The sequence below is a fragment of the Gilliamella sp. G0441 genome (assembly GCF_050589305.1).
In the GTDB taxonomy this organism is placed as follows: Bacteria; Pseudomonadota; Gammaproteobacteria; order Enterobacterales; family Orbaceae; genus Gilliamella.
In genome coordinates, this window is the sequence record NZ_JBNRJF010000009.1 from 38103 (window position 1) to 63544 (window position 25442).

25 protein-coding genes are annotated in these 25442 nt (G+C 35.4%); 12 read left to right on the forward strand and 13 right to left on the reverse strand.

Annotated elements, in window-relative coordinates; translation table 11 throughout:
- The first annotated feature begins 40 nt into the window (after positions 1 to 40).
- Positions 41 to 589: an HdeD family acid-resistance protein gene (locus ACKJXD_RS08645; RefSeq protein ID WP_220215987.1), complete on the forward strand. Its 549-nt coding sequence runs from the start codon at positions 41 to 43 to the stop codon at positions 587 to 589.
- 108 nt (positions 590 to 697) lie between these two features.
- On the opposite strand, the gene rsgA is transcribed toward ACKJXD_RS08645, so the two are convergent.
- Positions 698 to 1726, reverse strand: coding sequence for a small ribosomal subunit biogenesis GTPase RsgA (rsgA, locus tag ACKJXD_RS08650; protein ID WP_294825703.1), 1029 nt, complete (start codon positions 1724 to 1726; stop codon positions 698 to 700).
- 79 nt (positions 1727 to 1805) lie between these two features.
- On the opposite strand from rsgA, the gene orn reads away from it, so the two are divergent.
- The 5 genes from orn to ACKJXD_RS08675 all read left to right on the forward strand — a co-directional run bounded on the left by orn (position 1806) and on the right by ACKJXD_RS08675 (position 7765).
- Positions 1806 to 2369, forward strand: coding sequence for an oligoribonuclease (gene orn / locus ACKJXD_RS08655; protein ID WP_220217314.1), 564 nt, complete (start codon positions 1806 to 1808; stop codon positions 2367 to 2369).
- Positions 2370 to 2374: 5 nt separating this feature from the next.
- Positions 2375 to 3646 (forward strand): lipid IV(A) 3-deoxy-D-manno-octulosonic acid transferase, encoded by a 1272-nt coding sequence (gene waaA / locus ACKJXD_RS08660; RefSeq protein ID WP_430876073.1) that lies wholly within the window; start codon positions 2375 to 2377, stop codon positions 3644 to 3646.
- Between the two features lie 9 nt (positions 3647 to 3655).
- A complete protein-coding gene (gene hemH / locus ACKJXD_RS08665; RefSeq protein WP_430876074.1) occupies positions 3656 to 4621 on the forward strand; it encodes a ferrochelatase in 966 nt (321 codons plus the stop codon).
- A gap of 207 nt (positions 4622 to 4828) precedes the next feature.
- A complete protein-coding gene (locus ACKJXD_RS08670) occupies positions 4829 to 6160 on the forward strand; it encodes a CoA-disulfide reductase (protein WP_430876075.1) in 1332 nt (443 codons plus the stop codon).
- Between the two features lie 183 nt (positions 6161 to 6343).
- Positions 6344 to 7765, forward strand: coding sequence for a cation:dicarboxylate symporter family transporter (locus tag ACKJXD_RS08675; RefSeq protein WP_430876076.1), 1422 nt, complete (start codon positions 6344 to 6346; stop codon positions 7763 to 7765).
- 78 nt (positions 7766 to 7843) lie between these two features.
- Here ACKJXD_RS08675 and galU read toward each other — a convergent pair whose 3' ends face one another.
- The 5 genes from galU to ACKJXD_RS08700 form a co-directional block, all read right to left on the reverse strand.
- Positions 7844 to 8758: a UTP--glucose-1-phosphate uridylyltransferase GalU gene (gene galU, locus ACKJXD_RS08680; RefSeq protein WP_220215993.1), complete on the reverse strand. Its 915-nt coding sequence runs from the start codon at positions 8756 to 8758 to the stop codon at positions 7844 to 7846.
- Between the two features lie 18 nt (positions 8759 to 8776).
- A complete protein-coding gene (locus tag ACKJXD_RS08685; RefSeq protein WP_430876077.1) occupies positions 8777 to 9292 on the reverse strand; it encodes a DUF2569 domain-containing protein in 516 nt (171 codons plus the stop codon).
- 228 nt (positions 9293 to 9520) lie between these two features.
- Complete coding sequence (locus tag ACKJXD_RS08690) at positions 9521 to 9670, reverse strand: entericidin A/B family lipoprotein (RefSeq protein ID WP_255556771.1); 150 nt, start codon at positions 9668 to 9670, stop codon at positions 9521 to 9523.
- Positions 9671 to 9699: 29 nt separating this feature from the next.
- Entirely contained in the window at positions 9700 to 10893 is a 1194-nt protein-coding gene (locus ACKJXD_RS08695; RefSeq protein WP_430876078.1) for an aromatic amino acid transaminase, read from the reverse strand.
- Between the two features lie 414 nt (positions 10894 to 11307).
- Positions 11308 to 11691: a RidA family protein gene (locus ACKJXD_RS08700; RefSeq protein WP_065559821.1), complete on the reverse strand. Its 384-nt coding sequence runs from the start codon at positions 11689 to 11691 to the stop codon at positions 11308 to 11310.
- A 186-nt stretch (positions 11692 to 11877) separates the two neighbouring features.
- Here ACKJXD_RS08700 and ffh point away from each other — a divergent pair, with 186 nt between their 5' ends.
- Entirely contained in the window at positions 11878 to 13245 is a 1368-nt protein-coding gene (gene ffh, locus ACKJXD_RS08705; RefSeq protein ID WP_220215997.1) for a signal recognition particle protein, read from the forward strand.
- 110 nt (positions 13246 to 13355) lie between these two features.
- On the opposite strand, the gene ACKJXD_RS08710 is transcribed toward ffh, so the two are convergent.
- Together ACKJXD_RS08710 and ispB are read right to left on the reverse strand one after the other, a co-directional pair.
- Positions 13356 to 14222, reverse strand: coding sequence for an EamA family transporter (locus tag ACKJXD_RS08710; protein WP_220215998.1), 867 nt, complete (start codon positions 14220 to 14222; stop codon positions 13356 to 13358).
- A 168-nt stretch (positions 14223 to 14390) separates the two neighbouring features.
- A complete protein-coding gene (ispB, locus tag ACKJXD_RS08715; RefSeq protein WP_430876103.1) occupies positions 14391 to 15377 on the reverse strand; it encodes an octaprenyl diphosphate synthase in 987 nt (328 codons plus the stop codon).
- Between the two features lie 155 nt (positions 15378 to 15532).
- On the opposite strand from ispB, the gene ACKJXD_RS08720 reads away from it, so the two are divergent.
- Entirely contained in the window at positions 15533 to 16348 is an 816-nt protein-coding gene (locus ACKJXD_RS08720) for a TonB family protein (protein WP_430876079.1), read from the forward strand.
- A gap of 102 nt (positions 16349 to 16450) precedes the next feature.
- On the opposite strand, the gene pepP is transcribed toward ACKJXD_RS08720, so the two are convergent.
- Together pepP and ACKJXD_RS08730 are read right to left on the reverse strand one after the other, a co-directional pair.
- Positions 16451 to 17764: a Xaa-Pro aminopeptidase gene (gene pepP, locus ACKJXD_RS08725; RefSeq protein ID WP_430876080.1), complete on the reverse strand. Its 1314-nt coding sequence runs from the start codon at positions 17762 to 17764 to the stop codon at positions 16451 to 16453.
- Positions 17765 to 17793: 29 nt separating this feature from the next.
- Positions 17794 to 18336: a UPF0149 family protein gene (locus ACKJXD_RS08730; protein WP_430876081.1), complete on the reverse strand. Its 543-nt coding sequence runs from the start codon at positions 18334 to 18336 to the stop codon at positions 17794 to 17796.
- A 144-nt stretch (positions 18337 to 18480) separates the two neighbouring features.
- Here ACKJXD_RS08730 and ACKJXD_RS08735 point away from each other — a divergent pair, with 144 nt between their 5' ends.
- The 4 genes from ACKJXD_RS08735 to crr all read left to right on the forward strand — a co-directional run bounded on the left by ACKJXD_RS08735 (position 18481) and on the right by crr (position 21511).
- Entirely contained in the window at positions 18481 to 18804 is a 324-nt protein-coding gene (locus ACKJXD_RS08735; RefSeq protein ID WP_430876082.1) for a hypothetical protein, read from the forward strand.
- A 138-nt stretch (positions 18805 to 18942) separates the two neighbouring features.
- Positions 18943 to 19200, forward strand: a complete 258-nt coding sequence (ptsH, locus tag ACKJXD_RS08740; RefSeq protein ID WP_065559773.1) for a phosphocarrier protein Hpr — start codon at positions 18943 to 18945, stop codon at positions 19198 to 19200.
- Between the two features lie 55 nt (positions 19201 to 19255).
- On the forward strand, positions 19256 to 20983 hold the full coding sequence (gene ptsI / locus ACKJXD_RS08745) for a phosphoenolpyruvate-protein phosphotransferase PtsI (protein ID WP_430876083.1): 1728 nt from the start codon (positions 19256 to 19258) through the stop codon (positions 20981 to 20983).
- A gap of 9 nt (positions 20984 to 20992) precedes the next feature.
- The gene (gene crr, locus ACKJXD_RS08750; protein ID WP_220216005.1) at positions 20993 to 21511 is read left to right on the forward strand and encodes a PTS glucose transporter subunit IIA; all 519 of its coding nucleotides are present in this window, start codon (positions 20993 to 20995) and stop codon (positions 21509 to 21511) included.
- A gap of 69 nt (positions 21512 to 21580) precedes the next feature.
- Here the strand turns inward: crr and pgi are convergent, their stop codons facing one another.
- From pgi to ACKJXD_RS08765, 3 genes are all read right to left on the reverse strand, one after another.
- A complete protein-coding gene (pgi, locus tag ACKJXD_RS08755; protein WP_430876084.1) occupies positions 21581 to 23230 on the reverse strand; it encodes a glucose-6-phosphate isomerase in 1650 nt (549 codons plus the stop codon).
- A gap of 243 nt (positions 23231 to 23473) precedes the next feature.
- Positions 23474 to 24406 carry a homoserine O-succinyltransferase MetA gene (metA, locus tag ACKJXD_RS08760; protein WP_430876085.1) on the reverse strand — a complete coding sequence of 311 codons (933 nt, stop codon included), beginning with the start codon at positions 24404 to 24406 and terminating at the stop codon, positions 23474 to 23476.
- A gap of 221 nt (positions 24407 to 24627) precedes the next feature.
- Positions 24628 to 25440 carry a peptide ABC transporter ATP-binding protein gene (locus tag ACKJXD_RS08765; protein WP_220216008.1) on the reverse strand — a complete coding sequence of 271 codons (813 nt, stop codon included), beginning with the start codon at positions 25438 to 25440 and terminating at the stop codon, positions 24628 to 24630.
- Positions 25441 to 25442 lie beyond the last annotated feature (2 nt).

The window sequence follows — 25442 nt, forward strand, 5'->3', positions numbered from 1 at the left end:
ATTACAACCGAAAGTTAACCATATAAAATAGGAATTTAATATGATATCTACTGAAAATAATACTCAAGATCTTAAACAAAAAACAGGCTGGTTTATTTTTATCGGTGTGATTTTAATTATTTTGGGATGCTTAGCATTAGGCTACCAGTTTATTGCAACTGTCTTTTCTGTTTACTTTATCGGTTCATTACTTTTAATTGCAGGTATTGCGCAAATAATACATGCCTTTAATATTAAAGGTTTTGGTCAAACAGCCTTATGGGCAGTGATGGGGATTTTGTATATCTTTATTGGATTAATGGCGTATTTCCAACCTATTGCCGTTTCTTCTGCATTTACATTACTAATTTCACTCTTACTGGTTATCAGTGGGTTTACGCAAATATTTGCATCATTAAATAACCGAGAAATACCACGTTGGGGATGGATTTTAGCATCGGGGATTATTACGCTAATTTTAGGTTTAATGATTATTGCCGGCTGGCCATACGATAGCCTATGGGTATTGGGCATGTTTTTAGGAATTGACCTTATTTTCCAAGGTTGGGCGTATGTCGCTATCGGTTTTGCACTAAAAAAACGCCAATAGTTAAAATAGCTAATCTGATTGCTCATAATCATGTGTTTTGAGATTATGAGCAATGTTTTCTAACTCATTCAAGCTCACTGTCATTTTCTGAACGTATTGAAAATCAGGCTATTTATAGCTTTTATTTGTTTTAGCTTTCACATCCTTCATGGATTGTAAAATACGATGATAATTATCAAGTCTCGATGGTGCTATTTTTCCTTCTTGTACCGCTTTTTGTAACAAGCACCCTGGTGTATTTAAGTGATTGCAGTCACGGAATTGGCACCCGCCTAAATAATCACCGAACTCTATAAAGCCATGAATAACCTGTTCAGGTTCAAGATGCCATAATCCAAATTCACGAATCCCCGGCGAATCAATAATATCGCCACCATTGGGTAAATGATAGAGCCGTGTAGATGTTGTGGTATGTTGACCAAGACCCGATAATTCAGAGATATCGCCCGTTAAAGCTGATTGTGCCTGTTCAGGCAATAACAGATTAATAATGCTTGATTTACCTACACCAGACTGACCAACCAAAATAGACACCTTTCCTTGTAATGCATCTTGCAAAGGGGCCAGCCCTTGTTGATTTTGGCAAGAAACAAACAATAGCTGATAACCAATATCCCGATAAATTGATAGCTGCTTTTCAATCTCAACACGCTGATCAGGGTTAAGTAAATCAATTTTATTTAGCACAATAATGGGATGAATATTGGTTGCCTCACAAGCCACTAAATAACGATCAATAATATTCAAGGATAATTCTGGTAAAACTGCCGATATGATAACAATCTGATCAACATTAGCTGCGACGGGTTTTACACCATCATAAAAATCCGGACGTACCAATTCTGAATGTCGAGGGTGCACCGCCTCAATAATACCATTAGTATTGGATTCCAAACTCTCTCGCCATATTACTTTATCACCGGTAACCAACGACGGTAATGTACGGCGAATACTGCAACGATAAATTAGTCCAGTATCATCTTCGACGTCGGCAGATTTACCATAACGACTCACGACGACACCTTCACGCGGTAACGAAAAATTTGACAAGTTATCATCGTGTCTTGTCTCTAATCGTTGCTGATGTTTAGCAGCTACACGCCTTTTTTGATTTTGGGATAGTTTATTTTTTGCCACAATTAAGAATTTTTTACTATACAATTTGTCAGATATGCTACACTACTCAGCATCAAAAAGAAAATTTCTACAGCAAATTATGATCACACACACTAAAATTAATAGTAGTAATCTTATTTGGATTGATCTCGAAATGACGGGTCTCGATCCAAAAACTGATCGTATCATTGAAATTGCAACCATTGTAACTGATTCTGACCTAAATATTCTTGCTGAAGGTCCAGTTATTGCTGTTCATCAATCAGATGAACAATTAGCACTCATGGATGAATGGAATCAAAATACCCATGGCAAATCAGGATTAATTGAACGCGTTCGACAAAGTTCTTTCTCAGAACAGCAAGCTGAAGAGATAACATTAGCATTTTTACAACAATGGGTACCTGAAAACTGTTCACCAATATGTGGCAATACGATTGGTCAAGATCGTCGTTTTCTTTTTAACTATATGCCGAAGTTAGAAAAATATTTTCATTATCGTTATTTAGATGTCAGTACTATTAAAGAATTAGCAAAACGTTGGAAACCCGAAATTCTGAAAGGCATTACAAAACAAGGTACCCATCAAGCACTTGACGATATTCGTGATTCCATTTCAGAACTTGTCTATTATCGTCAGCATTTTTTTAATCTAGATCATTAACGTGCATGCAAATTATCTATACCCTTTTATTATATCTAATTCAGCCATTTGTTTGGCTAAAACTATTATGGCGCAGTCGTAAAGCGCCAGCCTACCGTCAGCGATGGTTAGAACGATATGGTTTTTGCAAAAATAAAGTCAAACCAAATGGTATTTTAGTGCATGCCGTATCCGTAGGTGAAACAATAGCGGCGATTCCGCTAATTAAAGCATTGCAACAAAAATATCCACAGTTACCAATCACTGTTACCACCATGACGCCGACAGGTTCTGAGCGAGTAAAAACGTTATTAAAAGACAGTGTCAGTCATGTTTATCTACCCTATGATCTACCTGGTGCCATAAAACGATTTTTGAAAACCACAAAGCCCAAAATTGTCATTATTATGGAAACTGAACTTTGGCCTAATTTAATTAGCCAATGTTATAAACAAAAAATTCCTTTAATTATTGCAAATGCTAGATTATCTGAACGATCAGCTGCTCGCTATGGTAAATTAGGTAAAGCGGTCAAACAAATATTTTCGAAAATTAGTATGGTGGCAGCTCAGAATCAGCATGATGGTGAACGATTTGTTTCACTTGGTTTACCTACAGATCATTTAGCAATTACCGGCAGCATCAAGTTTGATATTAACTTATCCAATGAGCAGCGACAGAAAATAAACCAGTTAAAACAACAATGGCAATTAAATAGACCTGTGTTAATTGCAGCAAGTACCCATAGTGGCGAAGATGAAATTATTTTAACTGCATTTAAAAAATTACTACTTAAACATGCTAATTTATTGTTAATTCTGGTACCACGTCATCCTGAACGTTTTAAAACGGTTGAAAAACTCATTAGTGATAGTGGTTTTAATTATCTAAAGCGTAGTACAAATCAAATACCTACAGAACAAACACAAATAGTTTTGGGCGATACAATGGGCGAACTACTAGAGCTTTATGCGATGGCAGATATCGCTTTTGTTGGTGGCAGCTTAGTAAAACAGGGTGGACATAATCCTTTAGAGCCTGCACTGCACCATATTGCTATTATTACCGGTGAATATTTTTTTAATTTCCAAGTGATTTGTGAACAATTGATTGAAGCGCAAGGAATGATTGTTTGCACAAACTCAGCAGATGATTTATATTCATCAATAGATTGTTTATTAAATGACAATAGTAGCCGAAACCAACTTGGCGAAAATGCCTATCTCGTTTTAAAACAAAATCAAGGAGCACTAAGTAGACTATTAACAGTCATAAACCATTATCTTTATATCAAATGAGGCTTAGCTGTGAATAAAAAAAACGGTTTATTATTAGTTAACTTAGGTACACCAAGCGCAACAACGCCTGAAGCTATAAAACAATATTTAACAGAGTTTTTGCTTGATCGACATGTTGTTGATCTGCCCAGCTTTATTTGGTATCCAATTTTAAAATATTTTATTTTACCTAAACGTATTCCGTACATTCTCAAGCATTACCAAAAAATCTGGATAGAGGGTAGTTCCCCCTTGTTACATTACAGTAAATTGTTACACAAAAAATTGCAGCAACACTTACCCAATATAAAATGTGAGCTTGCCATGACGTATGGTGAACCGAGTCTTCAAGCAGCCTTAAATAACTTAAAATCCTGTAAGAAAATTACGTTGTTACCCCTATTCCCGCAATATTCTACAACCACAACACTTGCCGTTCTGGATAAAATCAAACAATTAAATGATACCAATATTATAAGAAGTAATATTCACTATATTCGAGACTATGCTGATCACCCAAGTTACATTAATGCACTCTATTTACAGATAAAACAGGCTTTTTTAGAGCAAGGACAACCTGATGTTTTACTCCTTTCTTATCATGGTATGCCTGAGCGCTATATTATTAAACGCCATGATGATTATATCGAGCGATGTGAACTCACCACCTTATTATTAATTGAAAAGTGTTTAGCGAACGGCGTCACGCTGCCAATACAAATGGCCTATCAATCAAAATTTGGAAAAGGAAAATGGGTTGAACCAAACACGAGTGACATACTTAGAAATTTAGCTTTAAATGGCGTGACTCGTGTTCATGTGATGTGCCCAGGATTTTCTGCGGATTGTATTGAAACTTGTTATGAAATAGATCAAGAAAATCGAGAAATATTCCTTAATTCAGGAGGAAAACACTTTCATTACATCCCTGCATTAAATGATTCACAACAACATATTAATACTATCATCGATCTCATACATCAGACGGAATCTTAAAAACCGATCCGACTTTTTTTTCGATTAATTTGATTTAAAATAAGATTAAAACTATATTTGCAAGTGAAATGTTAAATTTAACACATCATTGTACATTTATTACAATTAAAATGGACAATTATGAATACTTATCGATATGCTTTGTTACTTTACCTTGAACAATGAGCAGATAAGTGTTCAAAATAGGCGCACAAAGGAGAATAATAGATGAAAATAATCATTATTGGAGCTCAAGCAGCTGGGGCGAGTGCTGCAGCTAAAGCCAAAAGAATAAACCCTAATGCAACAATTCGTATCTATGAAAAATCGGATATTGTTTCATTTGGTGCGTGTGGCTTACCTTATTATATTGGCAATCATTTTACTGATGCTAATGAAATGATATCCCGAACACCTGAACAATTTCAAAAAGATGGTATTGAAATAAAAACACGACATGAAGTGATATCTGTTGATGTTAAACAAAAAAAATTACTTATTAAAGATTTAAGTAACGGTGAAAACATTGAAGATAGCTATGACAAATTGCTATTTGCTGTAGGTGCAAGTCCAATTATTCCAACACTGGCGAATGATCAGCTGGAAAATATTTTTACGTTACGCAATCTTTATGATGGATTAGCAATCAAAGAAGCGCTGTCAAAACCGGAATGCAAAAATATTATTATTGTTGGAGCTGGTTATATTGGATTGGAAATAGCCGAATCATTGGTTGCATTAAAAAAGAAAGTAAAATTAATTCAATTAGATAATCGAGTATTAGTCGAAGCATTTGATGAGCAACTCACTGACATTATTCAGGAAAATCTTGAGCAACATTGTGACTTACATCTACAAGAAAGTGTCCAAGGTTTTGTTGGTCAAGATAAAGTGACGCAGGTTATTACAAATAAAGGACTATATCCTGCTGATCTGGTTATTATCGCTACCGGCGTTAGACCAAATAGTCAAATCTACAAAAACATTGGCATTAATACCCTAAATAATGGTGCCATTATTACCGATGATTTAGGTAGAACAAATATCACTGATATTTATGCCGCTGGAGATTGTGCCACGCTGTTCCATAAAGTCAGCCAAACTAAAGTCTATATTCCATTAGCAACTGGCGCAAACAAATTGGGGAAAATTGCAGGTGAAAACATTGCAGGTGGCAATTGTCAATTTCCTGGTACGTTAGGCACATCAGCGCTCCGAGTATTTAATATTGAAGCAGGACGAACAGGAATAACTGAAAATGAAGCCATCAAATTAGGTATCCCCTATAAAACGGTTTTAGTAAACGATAAAAACCACAGTAATTATGTCGAAGGTCAATCACCCGTTACGGCTAAACTTATTTATCATGCTGAAACACGCAAGATTTTGGGGGGACAATTAGTCGGCGGCACTGGTTCTGCATTGAGAATAAATGTATTAGCAACAGCAATATGGTCACAAATGAAGATTGACGAACTTACAATGTTAGATTTTCTGTATGCACCACCTTTTTCACGGCCTTGGGATATTTTAAATATTGCAGGTTCCATTGCCAAATAGAGATGATGAAAAGAGTGTTTACTAATCACTCAAAAATAGTCAATAAAAAATTAAATTTGTTAATCAATTGCTTCAGTATTAAAACAAACTTTTAAAGCATTTAACAAATTGATTAATAAATAAAATTAAAGCATTATTGATAATTATTTAATTATATACCCTCTAAAAGGGCGAGGATCGATTATGTCAGATGCCATTTTTCACGGGATTTTTTTTGAAAAATTCCTATCCATTACTCATTACCAAACATTAATTGGTCTTGGGCTATTACTTATTTGTTTTTTTGTCATAATGAAACCATTACAAGACAAAAAAGTTAATTTTTCAATTCGCATGTTAGTTGGCTTGATACTTGGGGCAGTTCTTGGTCTGGGAATCCAATGGTCGGCAGGTTTTCCTAAAAGTTCGATGGTTTGGATGCAAGAGATTGCAACATGGTATGGTCTTTTTGGGCGTGCCTTTATTGCCTTTATACGTATGCTAGTGATTCCACTGGTATTTGTCTCAATAGTTAAAGTTATTATTGATTTTTCGGGAAAAAAGAATTTACCTCAAATTGCATTCCGTGGAATTTTTTGGTTACTTTTTACAACGGCAATCGCTTGTATAGTCGGCATTGTTTTAGCTAACGTTTTTGAACTCGGTGAAATAAGCTCAACATCATTACACCAAGCTCAAGCTAAACATTATACCAATATTATTGATACCTTCGTTAATCTGATTCCTAGCAATATTATCGGTGCCATGGCAAAAGAAAATATTGTAGGATTAGTTATCTTTTCAGCATTAATGGGGCTTGCCGCCAATAGAATGGAAAAGAAAAAACCTCAACCAATTGCCTTGTTTAAAACATTCATTGAAGCGCTATATAAAATTGTTATGTCAATTGCAATGACCGTAATTAAATATATGCCGTATGCCGTCATTGCGTTACTCGCCCGTACAATTATATCTAATGGTATTCCTGCAATTGTTGAAGTATCAAGTTTTGTTGCAGCGGTTTATATTGCAACTCTCGTTATGCTTGTTGTACATGTATTAATTGTCTTAATTCATGGTATTTCACCAGTAATGTTTATCAAAAAAGCATTAGGTACATGGCTATTAGCTTTCACAAGTCGCTCATCAGTGGGTACCTTACCGATGACTATTTCAACATTAACCGTCAGAATGGGCGTCAACACCGGTACAGCAAACTTAGTTGGCTCACTTGGCAGCACCATGGGTATGAATGGTTGTGCTGGATTTTTTCCTGCATTATTAGCGGTAATGGTCGCCCATATGGTTGGGATAGATACCAATATTCAATTTTATATTATGCTTGTGATAGTCGTGGTCATAGGATCAATAGGAATCGCAGGTATTCCAGGGACGGCAACCGTTGCTGCGACGGTGGTTTTATCTGGAATGGGAATGGTTGAATACTTCCCATTAATTGGGATGGTACTCGCTGTCGATCCAATTATTGATATGGCTCGAACTTTAGCTAACGTATCGGGTGCAATGACCGCAGCGGTTGCCACAGATCGTGAAGTAGGATTGATGAATATGAATGTCTTTAACGATCCGAATGTCACTCTGGATAATGACAACGCCGAAGCTTAAGTAACAACAATATATATTCAATGATAAAAAGGACGCAATTAAGCGTCCTTTTTAGGTTAATAAAACATCTTAAACCAATTAAAGTGTTTTCAACCAATCAGAAACATCTTTACCTAATGTTTTATGACGCATAGCATATTGAACAAAAGTCTGTACATATCCAAGTTTATTGCCACAGTCATGACTTTGTCCTTTAATACAATAGGCATCAACCGGCTCTTCTTCAAGTAACATTGCAATAGCATCGGTCAATTGAATTTCACCGCCAGCACCTAATGGCGTTTTAGCAAGTAATGGCCAAATTTTCTCAGATAATACATAACGCCCTACCACGGATTGATTTGATGGCGCATCCTCAACCGACGGTTTTTCGACCACACTATACATTTGTACTACATTTCCTGCTGACAGCTCCTCTCCACGGCAATCAACAATACCATATGAAGAAACTAATTCTTTAGGCACAGGTTCAACCATAATTTGACTATGTTTAGATTCTTGGTAATTATGAATCATGGCTGCCAAATTGTCACAAGTCAAATCACTTTCATATTCATCAATAATCACATCTGGTAATACCACAGCAAAAGGTTCATCACCCACTAAAGGATAGGCACATAAAACTGCGTGACCAAGCCCTTTGGCTAAACCTTGACGAACACTTGTAATTGTTACATGTTTAGGAAGTATACTTTGTACTTCTTGCAACAATTGACGCTTCACTCGTGCTTCTAACATCGCTTCCAATTCAAAGCTGGTATCAAAATGGTTTTCAATTGAATTTTTTGATGAGTGTGTGACAAAAATAATTTCAGTGATACCTGCAGCAATACACTCTTTAACGACATATTGAATAAGCGGTTTATCGACAACTGGCAACATTTCTTTAGGAATTGCTTTCGTTGCTGGTAACATGCGTGTTCCTAGACCAGCAACAGGGATAACCGCTTTTTTTACTTTACCCTTTAGGGAATTTTCAAAATTAAATGACATAATCATTCCTTAAAAAATTTAACGGCTAATACTATCATAATTTGCATCCGTTGGACGACCATTAATAAAGGTATTTTTAACTCTTTCAGACTTTAACATATAAGGTATCCAAATACCTGCATGAATTAATGCTCTAAATAGATCTTTTAGATCACTAGATCCAAAAAATTGAGCCAATAGTTTTTGGTATAGAATTTGATCGAATACTATAATAATAATATTGAAAATCTCTAAAAAAATAAATGTGTTAACAAATTTATAATCTTTTTTGAAAAATAAGTAAGTTAGATAGATATTTACATTAATTAACAGCGTATTCCCAATTAGTTCAAATAAAAACAATTTATCAATATACGGAATATAATAATCTGAATTTATATTAATAAATTCCTCCAGAGTACCACTAAAAAACATCATATCTAATAAATCATAAATTTGACGACCAACCAAAAAAAAAGTTACAAACAAACCTATAGCGACTACAATTAACCAGCCACCTAATCCTTCCAATTTTTTTGTATTTGTATTTGTCATTGTATTAGCCTATCCCAAATTAATAAATTGTTTTTGCGAAAATATTCATTTCAAACTGTGAAAAAATCTAAGATCCAACGTAATATGAATCACTGAATATTGTTAAATGTTATCCTAATTAAAGGCACAGCTCGTCAACTTGACGAACTATGCCTTTATAAAAAAATAGATTAATTTTTGAAGTAAATGTAGATAATAAATTAGTTATATTTCGACTCAACGCTCCATTTATAATTTATCACTTACTTCATCAGCCGTATGAGTAATTGCTTTACCACCAGATTGAACATCTTTACCCACACCACTGACCGTATTACAACCCACAACAAATGTTGCCATAACTAACCCTAGCATTAACATTAACATTTTTCGGAACATATTAAATACTCCTCTTATTAATTACATGGTTATTTTAATGTAGCAAACGCTTCCGCTACTCGATGGATATTATGGTGATTTAAACCCGCCACACACATCCGTCCACTGCCCACCAAATAAACAGCAAAGTTATTTTTTAAATGTGCGACTTGTTCTTGAGAAAACCCAGTATAACTAAACATGCCTCGCTGTTTGATTAAATAATCAAAATTACTTTCAGGTACTGCCTTATTCAATAATTCTACTAGTTTAGTTCGCATTGAGATAATACGTTCACGCATAACTGTAACTTCGTCAACCCATTGGGCTTTGAGTTCAACATTATTCAAAACATGACTAACAATATGAGCACCATAGGCCGCAGGACTTGAATAATTTCGACGTACGGTTGCTTGAAGCTGACCAAGTACACGATTTGCCACTTCACTGTTATCACATAAAACGGATAAACCACCCACCCTTTCACCATATAACGAAAATGTTTTTGAAAAAGAGTTACACACAAAACCACATATCCCTAACTCTGCCACTCGTCTAATTGCATATGCATCATCTTCGATACTCTTACCAAATCCCTGATAAGCAATATCCATGAAGGGAATAAGATCGCGTGTTTTTAATATATCAATAACCTGATCCCACTGTGCATGTGTTAAATCGGCACCGGTTGGATTATGACAACAAGGGTGTAGCAAAACGATAGTTTTAGCCGGTAATTGATGTAATGTCTCAAGCATTGCATCAAACTTAACACCACAAGTTTGTGAATCAAAATACGGATATTTATTTACCTTAAATCCAGCACCATGAAAAATGTCTATATGATTTTCCCATGTTGGATCACTGACCCAAACTTCTGATTTCGGAAAATAGCGAAACAAAAAATCAGCACCTATTTTTAATGCACCTGAACCACCTAAAGTTTGAATGGTTGCAATGCGTTTATCTTTAAACGCGCTGTGTGCTTCACCAAATAGCAAACATTGAATAGCTCGACAATACTCAGGTAATCCACTCATCGGTAAATAAAGTGATGCAGTTTTATCATTCTGATAGATAAAATCACGTGCAGCTTTTACACATGCTAATTGAGGTACAATACTGTTTTCATCATAATAATAACCGATACTTAAATTTGTTTTATTCATCCGGTTATCCTGATTAAACTCAGCAACTAATGATAAAATAGGATCCCCTGCGTACGACTCAACTTTTTCAAACATATTTGCAACCTAATTACACGGCAACTAATAATAAATAATTGTAGATTATTGCATCAACTCCATCGGCAATCAATCATTAAATAGAAGTTTACACGTTCTGGATATGATTAATCATTTACTTGAATGATTAATGTAAAAAAAGATAAACATGGCAAGGCTTAAACGATAATTTTTTAGATATTGCGGATAATAAAAGATGTTAGCCTCCCTAGACAAGTATAACTACCACTTTATAGGATTATCTAAAAAAGCAGAAATGTAGGGCAAAATTTGATGCAATTAAAAAGTAGTCACCAAGTGACTACACTAATTCAATTTGATGCAATAGGCATAAGTCTAAAATCTTTAATGGTAAAGGATCTATTGAGCTTAAAACTTTAAACTTTTAAAGTAACTCATTGTTAAATATTGCGTTTACTTTACAGCAATGACTTCAATTTCAACCTTAGCATCTTTGGGGATTCGGGCGACTTGTACGCAAGAACGAGCAGGAAACCCAGCATGATGTTCTGTAAAAAAGGCTTCATAAATTGCATTAACGGCCGCAAAATCATTCATATCAGCTAAAAAAATGGTGGTTTTAACGATATCACTAACTTGATAACCCGCTGCCGTGATAATAGCTTTTACATTTGCTAAACTTTGTTTAGCTTGTTCTTTGACACAATCTGACATTTTACCAGTAACCGGATCTAACGGTATTTGTCCTGATGCAAATAACATATTACCCAAATCAACGCCTTGTACATAAGGGCCTATTGCAGCAGGTGCGTTATCTGTATTAATGATTTTTTTCATCTCAATATCTCCTGTATTCATCTTCCCTAGCTAAAAAATAATAAGGGGGAATATTATGCAAAGTTAATTTTCAACATTTGAACAGGAACACTATTTGGTGTCAAGTAAGAACAAAATTATGATCATGGGACTTCTTAAGATTTTCTGTTATGATAATCACAATTTTTTTGTTTATTGAGAGTTAATATGTTTGAGAATTTAACCGACCGTTTATCGCAGACATTTCGTAATATCAGTGGTCGAGGGCGACTGTCTGAAGATAATATTAAAGAAGCACTACGTGATGTACGTATGGCTTTACTTGAAGCCGACGTAGCACTTCCTGTTGTACGTGAATTTATTAATCAAGTAAAAGAAAAAGCCGTTGGTCTGGACGTTTCTAAAAGCTTAACACCGGGTCAAGAATTTATCAAAATAGTGCAGGCTGAACTTACATCGGCTATGGGTGAAGTTAATAGTACCCTAAATCTGGCAACACAGCCCCCCGCTGTTATTTTGATGGCTGGTTTGCAAGGGGCAGGTAAAACCACCAGCGTTGCTAAATTAGCTAAATTTCTAAAAGAAAAGCAAAAAAAGAAAGTGCTGGTTGTGTCTGCTGACGTCTATCGTCCGGCTGCAATTAAACAATTAGAAACGCTTGCAAAAGCCATTGATGTGGAATTTTTCCCATCGGATATTCATGAAAAACCAGTGAATATTGTTAATAAAGCCATTTCTCATGCCAAACTTCAGTTCTTCGATGTGTTAATTGTCGATACAGCGGGACGCTTACATATTGATAGCAACATGATGGATGAAATCAAAGAACTGCATCAGGCTATCAACCCAATCGAAACGTTATTTGTTGTTGATGCAATGACAGGGCAAGATGCCGCCAATACTGCAAAAGCCTTCAATGATGCCTTGCCACTTACCGGTGTGATTTTAACCAAAGTTGATGGTGATGCCCGTGGTGGTGCGGCGTTATCGATTCGTCATATTACTGGCAAGCCCATTAAATTCTTAGGAATGGGAGAAAAAACAGATGCTTTAGAGCCATTCTTCCCAGATCGTATTGCTTCACGAATATTAGGTATGGGAGATGTCATTTCCTTAATCGAAGAGTTGCAACAAAATGTTGATCGTGAAAAAGCAGAAAAAATTGCCAAAAAGTTAAAAAAAGGTGACAAGTTCGATTTTAATGATTTCCAAGATCAACTTCAACAGATGCGAAATATGGGTGGGATGGGAGCAATGTTGGCAAAACTACCCGGTGCAGGGCAACTACCTGAACACATTAAAGCACAAATGGACGATAAAATCACCGTTAAAATGGAAGCGATTATAAGTTCAATGACGTTAAAAGAAAGAGCTAATCCTGAAATCATCAAAGGATCTCGAAAACGTCGAATTGCGAATGGTTCAGGTACTCAAGTACAAGACGTCAACAAACTACTTAAACAGTTTGAAGATATGCAAAAAATGATGAAAAAAATGAAAGGCGGTGGCATGATGAAAATGATGCGCCAAATGAAAGGACTAATGGGTGGCGGTATGGGCTTCCCTCATCGTTAATAAGATACAATCAATCAGCTTGTTATGCATTATTGTTATACTTTGAACAATGCATAACTAGCGACATTTATATAAGTATTACATTTATTTGCGTAATACAGTCAAGCAAGTTATGGGTTAACCGATTTTATTTTAGTTGGTCGGCTCATTGTCAATACCGTACCGATTGATGAAACAATAATAAATGTAATCGCCAACCATTGATAACGTGTTAATTGCTCTTGTAAAACTATGAAGCCAGACAATGCAGCAAAAACCGGTGACAAACTCATTAAAGTACTAAATGTTTGAGCGGGTAATCTTGGTAACGCTATCATATCTAATCCATAAGGAATGGCCGACGCCAATAATGAAACCACAAACACTAAAGGAAGAAGTTCCAAAGAAAACATAGCACTCCCACTATCCCACACACCAATAGGAAATACAAATAAAGATGCTATTAAAGACCCTATCGCAACACTTGATGAACCATATAATGCCCCAGCTTTACGCCCAAAGACAATATAACATGCCCAACCTGAACCGGCTAATAAAGCCATCAATATGCCAACGGGATCTAAATCACCAGAAGCTTGATGAATCGGTAAAAGTATCGCAAGCCCGATAACCGCAACGCCTAACCAAATAAAATCAACTAACCGACGAGAATAACACATTGCGACAACTATCGGCCCAGTAAGTTCTATCGCCACAGTAATACCAAGTGGGATTCTGGCGATGGCACTATAAAAAGCCAAATTCATGCAACCGGTTGCTACGCCATATAAAAACACATACTTAAAAGCTTGTTTAGTAATGGGTTTACGCCATGGTTTGAAAATAATGATAAGCATCAAGGATGAAAAAGTTAATCGCCAAGCGGTCATCCCTTCAGGGCCTAATACCGGAAAAAGATATTTGGCCATAGATGCACTTGATTGTAACGAAATCATAGAAATAAAAATAATAAAGACCGGCCAAGATCGTTTAAACATGCCTAATTACCTTGTTAATATAATCAGAAAAAATTGCTCGTCATTTCACAACATACGATGAAATATAAAGAAATCAATTTTTGATCATTGCTAATGATGATTTAATATAAAATGTCCATATAAGTACGAGTAGGAATGTTTTCAATCCATACTTCGATTTAACTCCTGTCAATTTTCTCTTTTTACTGAGAGCAATGCGAGATCTTGCAATGCTTTTTTATAGGGAGAGTCCGGCAGGATAGCAATCACATCAAAAGCCTTTCGGGCTTCTTGCTGTGCTATTTGTAAAGTATATTCAAGTGAACCACACTCATTCATGATCTGCAAAATACGATCTAACAAATGTCGCCCATTCCCTTGCTCGATAGCTTGACGAATCAACTTAGCTTCCTCAGCATTTTGACAATGACGCATCGCATGTAATAAAGGTAAAGTTGGTTTGCCTTCATTAAGATCATCACCCAAATTCTTACCTAAGGTTTGGTTACTATCAGCACTATAATCTAATAAATCATCAATAATTTGGAAGGCCGTACCTAAATATTTTCCATATTCTTGTAAGGCAAATTCTTGCTCTGCATTGGCGCCGGCTAACACCGCTGCCGAATGCGAAGTTGCTTCAAATAAACGAGCGGTTTTACGATAAATGACTTCTAAATACTGTTCATTAGTAATATCGGGATCATTACAATTGATTAATTGTTGCACTTCACCTTCAGCAATCACATTTGTTGCTGCCGACATAATAGTTAAAACTTTGAAAGATTCAGTCCGTACCATCATTTGAAAAGAACGCGTATAAATATAATCGCCAACTAAAACACTTGCCGCATTACCAAATAATGCATTAGCCGTTGATTTACCACGCCTGAGATCAGATTCATCAACAACATCGTCATGTAATAATGTAGCTGTATGAATAAATTCAATAAACGCAGCAGCAATGATGTGCTTATCACCTTGATAATTAAGGGCTTTGGCAACTAGCAATGCAATAATAGGACGAATTCGCTTACCGCCACTACTAATAATATAATTACCTAATTGATTAATTAGCACAACATCCGAGCTAAGCTCCGCCTGAATTGCCTCATTGACTTTAACTAAGTCATCTTTTACAAGATTAAGAATTTGACTCATTGAAGGATTTTTCATCATCCAAACCACTAAAAATAACAGATAGTTGCCTGCTATTATCTGATAAATATTGCCATGCAACAAGATATTGAATTAGCTTATTTCAAAAAAAACTACAAATGATAAGCATTTTCATTTAGAATATTCACCTTAAGTTAAAAATGATAATTGTTATGAAAATCAATTTTGATATAGACATTAGTAACGAAAAAGAACCTCAATCGCCAATACTTATCAAACAAGAGAGTGAATATATTTCAACTTCACTTTCGATCATATCGCACCTATTTTTATTGGCTTTACTTTTCAGTCCAATGATCTTGGCTAAAAATGTTGTCGTTAACGAAGGTGATAACTCAATTAAGGCAATCATGATTGATGTAACACAAATAGCAGCGCCTGAACAATCATTAGTTGAAAATGCGCCTGATATCAAAGGTGTTAAAGAAAGTGATATTATTGAAAATAATCCAATAGATGAACCAATAGTTGAGCCTGTTACTGAAACCCAAATCATTCCTGAAAAAAAACCAGAGATCATTCCTGAAAATAAACTTGTCATAGAGCAAAAACAGAAACCAAAGCCGAAACCCAAACCTAAAACGAAGCAAAAACCAATTCAAAAAGAGTCACGTCAGCAAGTTAGACAAGAAGTGATATCGGATAACTTTGCTAAAACTGCGGTAGCGTCTTCTATTTCTGATAGCCGTCAATATTCGGGTAATCCAGCTCCAATCAGTCGTAATCAACCTGAATACCCTCGTCGAGCGCTTGATATGCGCTTAGAAGGTCATGTCGTTGCACTCTTTGATATCAACAGTAATGGACGTGTCGAGAATATTCGCATTATTGAAACTAAACCGAACAATATTTTTAATCGTTCAGTTATCACAGCGATGAAAACGTGGAAATATGAACGTAAAATAGCAAAAGATTTAAAAATAAAAATAATTTTTAATCGTGATAAATCAATAAGTTTAGATAATTAATCATCCTATTAATTTCTCAACACATTAGAACAATATTGCTTTATCCATAATGACAATAAAAGCAATAATCTCAATAAGAAGATTATTGCCTTATCGAAAAGATTAACGAGCCAGTAACATTAATTTTTCAATTTGCTCTGGTTCTTTAGGCACATCACTGGTCAATACTTCATTACCCGATGCTGTGATTAAAATATTATCTTCAATACGAATACCAATACCTTTATAACACTCAGGCACATCAGCATCTTGATTGATGTAAAGCCCTGGCTCAACAGTCAATACCATACCCGGATCTAAAATACGATCCCTACCACTCCCCACATCATGTACATCAATACCGAGCCAATGCCCTAAACCATGCATATAAAATGCGGTATAAGCTTTATCAGCAATGAGCGAATCGACATCCCCTTGCATAATGCCTAATTTAACTAAGCCCGTCACCATAGTTTTCACAACATGATCATTTACTTCCATAATCGATGTTCCAGGTTTTAACAGATCAATTGCTTGATATTGAGCAGCTAAAACAATGTTATAAATATCGCGCTGTGCTTGGCTAAATTGACCATTGATAGGAAAAGTCCTTGTTATATCCCCTGCATAATATTGATATTCGCAGCCAGCATCGATTAACACCAAATCACCGTCTTTTAAAAGCGCACTGTTATTTTCATAATGTAATATACAACCATTGTTACCGGCTCCTACAATCGTATTATAGGAAGGAGAACGAGCACCCAGCCAGGCAAATTCATGTAAAATTTCTGCCTCTAACTGATATTCATACATCGAAGGTTTACAGCTACGCATTGCTCGACAGTGGGCTTGGGCACTAATTTTGCACGCATGACGTAAAATGTCTATTTCAAAATTAGATTTAAACATCCGCATTTCATGCACAATAGGACGCCAATCAATCACACTACTGGGTGCTGAAAGCTTAAATCTTGCACCTTGTTTTAAAATCGTAAGGGCTTTTTTGACAATCGTGTCAGCATAATCATATTGCAGATCAGCATGATAAATTGCCTGCTTACCATTCAACAACTCAGGCAAAATAGTATCAATTTTATCAAAAGGATGCGCTTCATCAACGGCAAGGGTTTCTAACGCAGCTTGCTGCCCTAAACGATAGCCTGTCCATGTTTCAGCCAGAGGGTCTTTTTTACGATTAAACAGCACATATCGAACATGATTATCTTGTTGTTTAATCATCACTAATACGGCTTCGGGTTCATCAAAACAGGTAAAATACCAAAAATCACTATTTTGCCGATAAGGATAATGCGTGTCATTGCTTCTGACGACTTCGGGTGAGGCAAAAAAAAGTGCGACGCTGTTAGGTTGCATTTGCGAAAGAAATTTTTCTCGACGAGAAAAAAGCTCTTTTTTGGTATCGATATTTTGCATAGTGATAACCTTTTTAAAACAAGTTAATATTAATGAATGGTTGGTGTGATATCAGCCTCATTAAATTCATCAAAACAGAGAATCGAAGTCATGCGAACATACTCTTTAATTTCTTCAAATGCGAATCCTAACTCTTGCTCATCTTCGTTTTCATCGTAGCCTAGCTTCGCAATTTGTCTCAAATCATAAATTGCTTCACCCACATCGCCTTTAATATGATTTAATTTTGGTTGAACCAATCCAATACCTAATAAAAAATGGTTAACCCAACCGACTAAATCATCAATTTGAGAAAAAAGATCATGTTCGTTAAGTAACAATTGGAATTCAAAATCATCATCCAAAAATTGTTGCTTGGTAACACAATAAAGCTCAACCATTTTCTTATTTAAAGGTTCTGGGATTTTTTGCCCATTATTGAGCATATCTTCAACTAAAGGGCGCCAACTTTCATCATGATTGCCTCCGGCTAAAATACCCGAAATAAAACCATGTAATTCAGCAGCTGTAATACCCATTTTATTTAAGTTTAATTCATGATTAAGTTCATCATAATTTACAGTTTTGGTCATTAATGTCACCCTGATTTTGTCATATCAATAAAAAGCACTCTGCACTTTCATTAATTATTAGTATATAATCCACAGCTAGCTATAAATAATAAACAGGTTACTGGGCTTTATAAAGGAATTATTTTGAATATTGTAAGATTTGTGGTGAAATTTTCCCTTCTCATTTTAGCTTTTGTTGTATCATTAACTGCTTGTAGTTCATGGTTCTCTAACAAAGGTATCATTATTCTCGATGTACAAAATAAAAACCAAACTTTTGTAACAAGCCAAGACTTGCCCCATTACTATAAACTAGGTAATGGTGAACACGAACTTCAACAATTTGAAACATTTTGTAGTGAAGAAATACAAAAATCACAACTTGATGGCAGCGAAGAAATTGTCTTTGAAAACATAAAGCGTGGTATACGTGGAGAAGTAGAGTTTAAAAAATGTAGTGATAGAATCACTCGAATTTATCGTTATTAATAAATATAGACATAACTATATATTGATATATAAAAAGTTTAACTAATTCCAAAGATCGATTAAATGTTACTAGCCATTCAGGCGGTTTTTATTTATATTGGTCGCGTAAATGAAAATTTTTTTAGGAGTAGAATTATTATGTATAAACAAGATGTAACCATTACCGCACCGAATGGTCTCCATACCCGCCCTGCCGCACAATTTGTAAAAGAAGCTAAAAATTTTAATGCTGAAATTACTGTAACTTCTAACGGAAAAAGTGCTAGTGCTAAAAGTCTATTCAAATTACAAACACTTGGTCTAACACAAGGTACTACCATTACCATTTCAGCTGAAGGCGAAGATGAAAAAGAAGCAGTAAATCATTTGGTTAAATTAATCCCTGAGTTGGAATAATTAGATTCAAAATGCGATAAAGAACAGATTTAAAATTGAATAAGGATTAAATGTTATGGTATCAGGTATACTTGTTTCCCCCGGTATCGCTTTTGCAAAAGCGCTATTATTAAAAGAAGAACCTATTGTTGTTAACAGTAGACCAATTCTTGATAACAAAATTGATGCTGAAATTGCACGTTTTAAGGACGCTCGTCAAAAATCCAGCGAGCAATTAAATGCGATAATGGAACGAGCAAAATCCACATTAGGCGAAGATAAAGCTGCTATCTTTGAAGGGCATATCATGCTTTTAGAAGATGAGGATTTAGAACAAGAAGTTATCTCTCGTATACAAAGCAAGCATTCAACCGCTGATGCCGCTGTCCAATCAGTATTTGAAACTCAAGCTAAAGAACTTGAAAACTTAGACGATGAATACTTAAAAGAGCGTGCTGCTGATATTCGTGATATTGGCAAACGTTTACTTAAAAATATTTTAGGGATTGAAATCGTTGATTTAAGTGCAATTAACCAACCTTGTATTTTAGTTGCAACAGATCTTACTCCATCTGAAACAGCACAATTAAATCTAGATATGGTATTAGGTTTTATCACAGATGCTGGTGGTCGTACATCTCACACCTCAATTATGGCTCGTTCACTAGAAATTCCAGCTATTGTTGGTACATCAAACGCAACGCAAGCAATAAAACAAGGTGATTTTGTTATTTTGGATGCCATAAATAATGCCATTTATATCAATCCAGATCACGCTACTCAAGAGAAACTCAAACAAGTTCAAGCTAAATATATTGCCGATAAAGAAGAGTTGGCAAAATTAAAAGACTTACCAGCCGTTACGCTTGATGGTCACCAAGTTGAAATTTGTGCAAATATTGGTACGGTTCGTGATATCGCCGGTGCGGATCGCAATGGTTATGAAGGTGTCGGTCTTTATCGTACTGAATTTTTATTTATGGATCGTGATGCCTATCCTAACGAAGACGAACAATTCAAAGCTTACAAAGAGGTAGCCGAATCAACGAATGGTTTATCTGTTATTGTCAGAACAATGGATATTGGCGGCGATAAAGATGTACCTTATATGCATTTACCGAAAGAAGAAAACCCATTCTTAGGTTGGCGTGCAATTCGTATCTGTTTAGATCGCAAAGAAATACTCCATGCACAATTACGCGCAATATTACGCGCATCAGCATTTGGTAAATTACGTATCATGTTCCCGATGATCATATCGGTTGAAGAAATCCGTATCTTAAAATCTGAAATTAATATTCTTAAAGAACAGCTTACTGCCGAAGGTAAAGCGTTTGATAAAAACATCGAAGTTGGTGTAATGATTGAAACGCCTGCTGCTGCCGTCATTGCTCATCATTTAGCGAAAGAAGTTGATTTCTTTAGTATTGGAACCAACGATCTAACACAATACACATTAGCGGTTGATCGTGGTAACGAATTAATTTCTCATCTTTATAACCCACTTTCACCATCTGTTTTAACACTCATTAAGAAAGTCATTGATGCTTCTCACAAAGAAGGTAAATGGACAGGAATGTGTGGTGAGCTTGCTGGTGATGAACGAGCAACGATTTTATTACTAGGTATGGGACTTGATGAATTCAGCATGAGTGCGGTATCAATTCCTAAAATCAAAAAATTAATTCGTAATACACATTTTGAAGAAGCGAAAAAACTTGCCGACAATGCGCTTGAAAAAGCAACTTCTAAAGAAATTATGGATTTAATCGAAAAATATAACGCTGAAAAGCAAATTTGTTAGGAGAAAATAATGGGGTTATTCGATAAATTGAAGCAATTCATGAAGCAATTCATCAAATCTGATGATAGCCATGATAGCATCGAAATTATTGCACCTCTGAGTGGCGAAATCGTTAAAATCGAAGATGTGCCAGATGTCGTTTTTGCAGAGAAAGTCGTTGGTGATGGTATTGCAATTAAACCTGCTGGTAATAAAATTGTTGCGCCATTAAACGGTAGAATTGGCAAAATTTTTGAAACTAATCATGCATTTGCTATTGAATCAGATGATGGTATTGAGCTATTTGTACACTTTGGAATTGACACTGTTGAATTAAAAGGCGAAGGTTTTACCCGTATTGCTGAAGAAGGTCAACAAGTAAAAGTTGGTGATACTATTATTGAATTTGATTTACCACTACTTGAAAGTAAAGCAAAATCAGTGTTAACACCTGTTGTCATTTCTAATATGGATAGTATTGTCGAGCTGACAAAACTATCTGGTACCGTAGAAGCAGGTAAAACACCTGTTATGCGCGTGAAAAAATAATCATAAAAAAAACCTTCAGTTTTACTGAAGGTTTTTCTGCTCAATTCATTAACTGTCTAGTTTAATCTACTAACGCCACTTTTTATATTGATTAATCAAATTATTTGTAGAATCATCATGTGAAGTTACTGGCGTATCACTCGCTAATTCAGGTAAAATTCGACCAGCTAATTGCTTACCTAACTCAACACCCCATTGGTCAAAACTGAATATATTCAAAATAATACCTTGAGTAAAGATTTTATGCTCATACATCGCAACTAATGCACCCAAGCTATACGGGGTAATTTTCTTAACTAAAATTGAATTGGTCGGTTTATTTCCTTCAAACACTTTAAACGGAACAATTGCTTTAACTTCATCAAGCGTTCTTCCAGCAGCCATAAATTCTTGTTCAACTTGTTCTTTGGTTTTACCAAATGCTAATGCCTCCGTTTGAGCAAAAAAGTTAGATAACAATTTAGGATGATGATCACTAACCGGATTATGGCTAATTGCAGGCGCAATAAAATCACACGGAATAAGTTTGGTTCCTTGATGAATTAATTGATAAAATGCATGTTGACCATTGGTACCCGGTTCACCCCAAATGATTGGGCCAGTAGTATAAGTTGTTTTATGACCATTACGATCGACACTCTTACCGTTTGATTCCATATTGCCTTGTTGAAAATAGGCAGCAAATCGATGCATATACTGATCATAAGGTAAAATGGCTTCTGTCTCAGCACCATAAAAATTATTATACCAAATCCCAATTAAGGCTAATAATGCAGGAATATTTTTATCAATTGGTGTATTTTGGAAGTGTTTATCCATTGCATGACCACCAGCCAAAAATTGTTTAAAATTATCAAATCCAATAGATAAAACGATCGATAAACCTATCGCAGACCAAGAAGAGTAACGACCGCCTACCCAATCCCAAAATTCAAACATATTCGCTGTATCAATACCAAATTTTTCAACTTCTTTGGCATTAGTGGATAACGCAACAAAATGCAAAGCAACAGCTTTATCATCTTTAGCCGCATCAAGTAACCAAGAACGAGCCGTTTGTGCATTAGTCATGGTTTCTTGTGTGGTAAACGTTTTTGATGCTACTAAAAACAGGGTTGTTTCAGGATTTAAGCCCTTTAATGCTTCAACAATATGAGTACCGTCAACATTTGAAACAAAATGCATGTTTAAATGATTTTTATAAGGACGCAACGCTTCGGTAATCATGACAGGCCCAAGATCTGAACCTCCAATTCCGATATTTACCACATCAGTTATCGCTTTACCGGTGTACCCTTTCCACTCACCGCTAATGACTCTATTACTGAATGATTCCATTTTTGCTAATACCGCATTGACATCATCCATCACATTTTTGCCATCAACATAAATAGGGGTATTCGATACATTACGTAAAGCAACATGTAAAACAGCACGATCTTCGGTGCGATTAATTTTTTCACCGCTATACATAGCTGAAATTGCACCTTTAAGATCACATTCATCAGCAAGCTTATGAAGTATTGCTAAAGTCTCTTGCGTAATACGATTTTTAGAAAGATCAACCAAAAACTCATCCTCAAACGGAATACTGAGTTTTTCAACTCGTTTTGGCTCTTCTTTTAAAATCTGCGCAATGGTCTTATTGTGATGCTTTTGATAACTTGCTTGAAGGGATTTCCAAGATGAAGTGGTAGTTGGATCAATTGATTTTAACATAACTCATTCCTTAAATAATAAAGCACTCTATCCATAATATAACTATGCCTAAAATGATGCAAGATAAGGATCTTTTATCTTTTTCTTAAATAAAGTAAGTAGTATAGATAAGCTTACTAATTCATAAACTGTGGTGTTATAGGCGTGAATAAGGAGACACCATATATAAAATTCAGTTTTGATAATAAGCATTAGCCTATTTTCTATTTTTTTGATAATTGAAATATCGTTTTTCTGTTTTATTTATTCATCAATTGTTAAATTACGCGTCGTTAAATCAAATGGTGTTAATTGATAGACATAATAGTTAAGCCAATTGCTGAACAATAGATAAGCGTGACTACGCCATGTGGCTTTAGGAGTTAAGTCTGGATTATTATGAGGAAAATAATTTTCAGGGATAGTAGGCTGAATGCCAGCTTTAAGATCACGAAAATATTCGTTGGCTAAAGTAAATGAATCATATTCAGGATGCCCGGTAACAAATGCCATCCGTTTATCTGCTGTTGCCATTAAATAAGGCCCAGTGATATCTGAATCTGCCAGTATTAAGAGATCAGTATAATTTTTTATTTTTTCAATCGGAAAATCTGCATACCGTGAATGCGGTGCTAAAAAAGAGTCATCGAATCCTCGGGTTAAAATGGCATTAGGTTCCAAAATTTGATGCTGATAAACCCCAGATAATTTATGTGATCGTGTAAATTTTGGTAAATCATATAATACATTCAATGCGGCTTGTACTGCCCAACACACAAACATGGTTGAGGTGACATGTTCTTTTGCCCATGTGATAATTTCAACTAATTTTGACCAATAGACTACATCCGTAAAGGCCACTTTTCCTAACGGTGCGCCAGTGATAATAAGCCCATCAAAATTTTGTTCACGTATATCGTCAAAATCACAATAGAAACTATTTAAATGCTCGACTGGTGTATTTTTCGATTCACGCTGATCAATACGTAATAGTTGAATATCGACTTGTAATGATGAGTTAGAAAGTAGTCGTAAAAATTGGTTTTCTGTCTCTATTTTTTTAGGCATAAGATTAAGAAAGAGCAGTTTTAGCGGACGAATTTCTTGTGTATTTGCACGAGAAGATGTCATGATAAAAATATTTTCTTTACGAAGTACATCAACGGCTGGTAATGAATCAGGAATACAAATAGGCATAGCAAAAACTCCTAATAATCAACAATCTTTTAAAACTTAAAATAGACGTCTAGAAATCTGTATAGCTAAATATAAGATGTTTTAGATTATTTGTCGAGGTTTTTATTTTGATTAGCTAAATCCAATATCTCAAAGAAAATCATGATACTACTATATACGAATAACGTTAAATTCGCATTGGTCTTTTTTAGATTGGATAATTGACAAAAGTAAGGAAAGAGTTAAAAAGCCCGTGTATCGGTGCGCCATGAGTCAGCGGTTAACGCTTCGCCAAAATAGCTATTAACGAGTTTTTGCGTGATATCACTAAGTGGCGAGGCTAACACTTCGGCGGTATTCCCGTATTCAACAAGTTCGCCTTTGTGCATCACTAAGATTTGATCACTAATATGCTTCATCATCCCTATATCTTGAGTCACATAAATATAAGAGATGTTATGCTCGGCTTGTAATGACAACATCAAATTAACAATCTGTGAACGCATCGAGATATCTAATGCGGCTAACGCTTCGTCTAAAATAATAACTTTAGGTTTTAGAATTAATGCTCTCGCTAGGGCGACCCGTTGTTTTTGCCCCGATGCCATTACCGCTGGATAATAAGAAGCATGTTCAGGCAGTAACCCAACTTGCTTTAATACGTCGCTTATCATTTTTTCACGTTCAAACGCATCGTAATGTGTATTGTGTTTGAGTGGAATTTCAAGCAATTGACCAATGCGAAGTCTTGGATCAAAAGAGCTTTCTACATGTTGAAAAATCATGCGAATAAGTTGACAACGGTAACTATAATCGCCATATTCGACTTTTGTGCCATCAATCCAAATATCACCACTATCCGGTTTGACCATTCCAACTAACATTTTAGCTAATGTTGATTTGCCCGATCCATTCTGACCAATAATTGCCAAGGTTTTTCCTTCATTGATCGAAAAAGATATCGGTTTAACAGCATCAATGTATAGATGCCCCAAAAATCCTTTAGGAATTTTAAATTGCTTTGACAAATTACGCACTTTTAAAATTGGGTTCATGG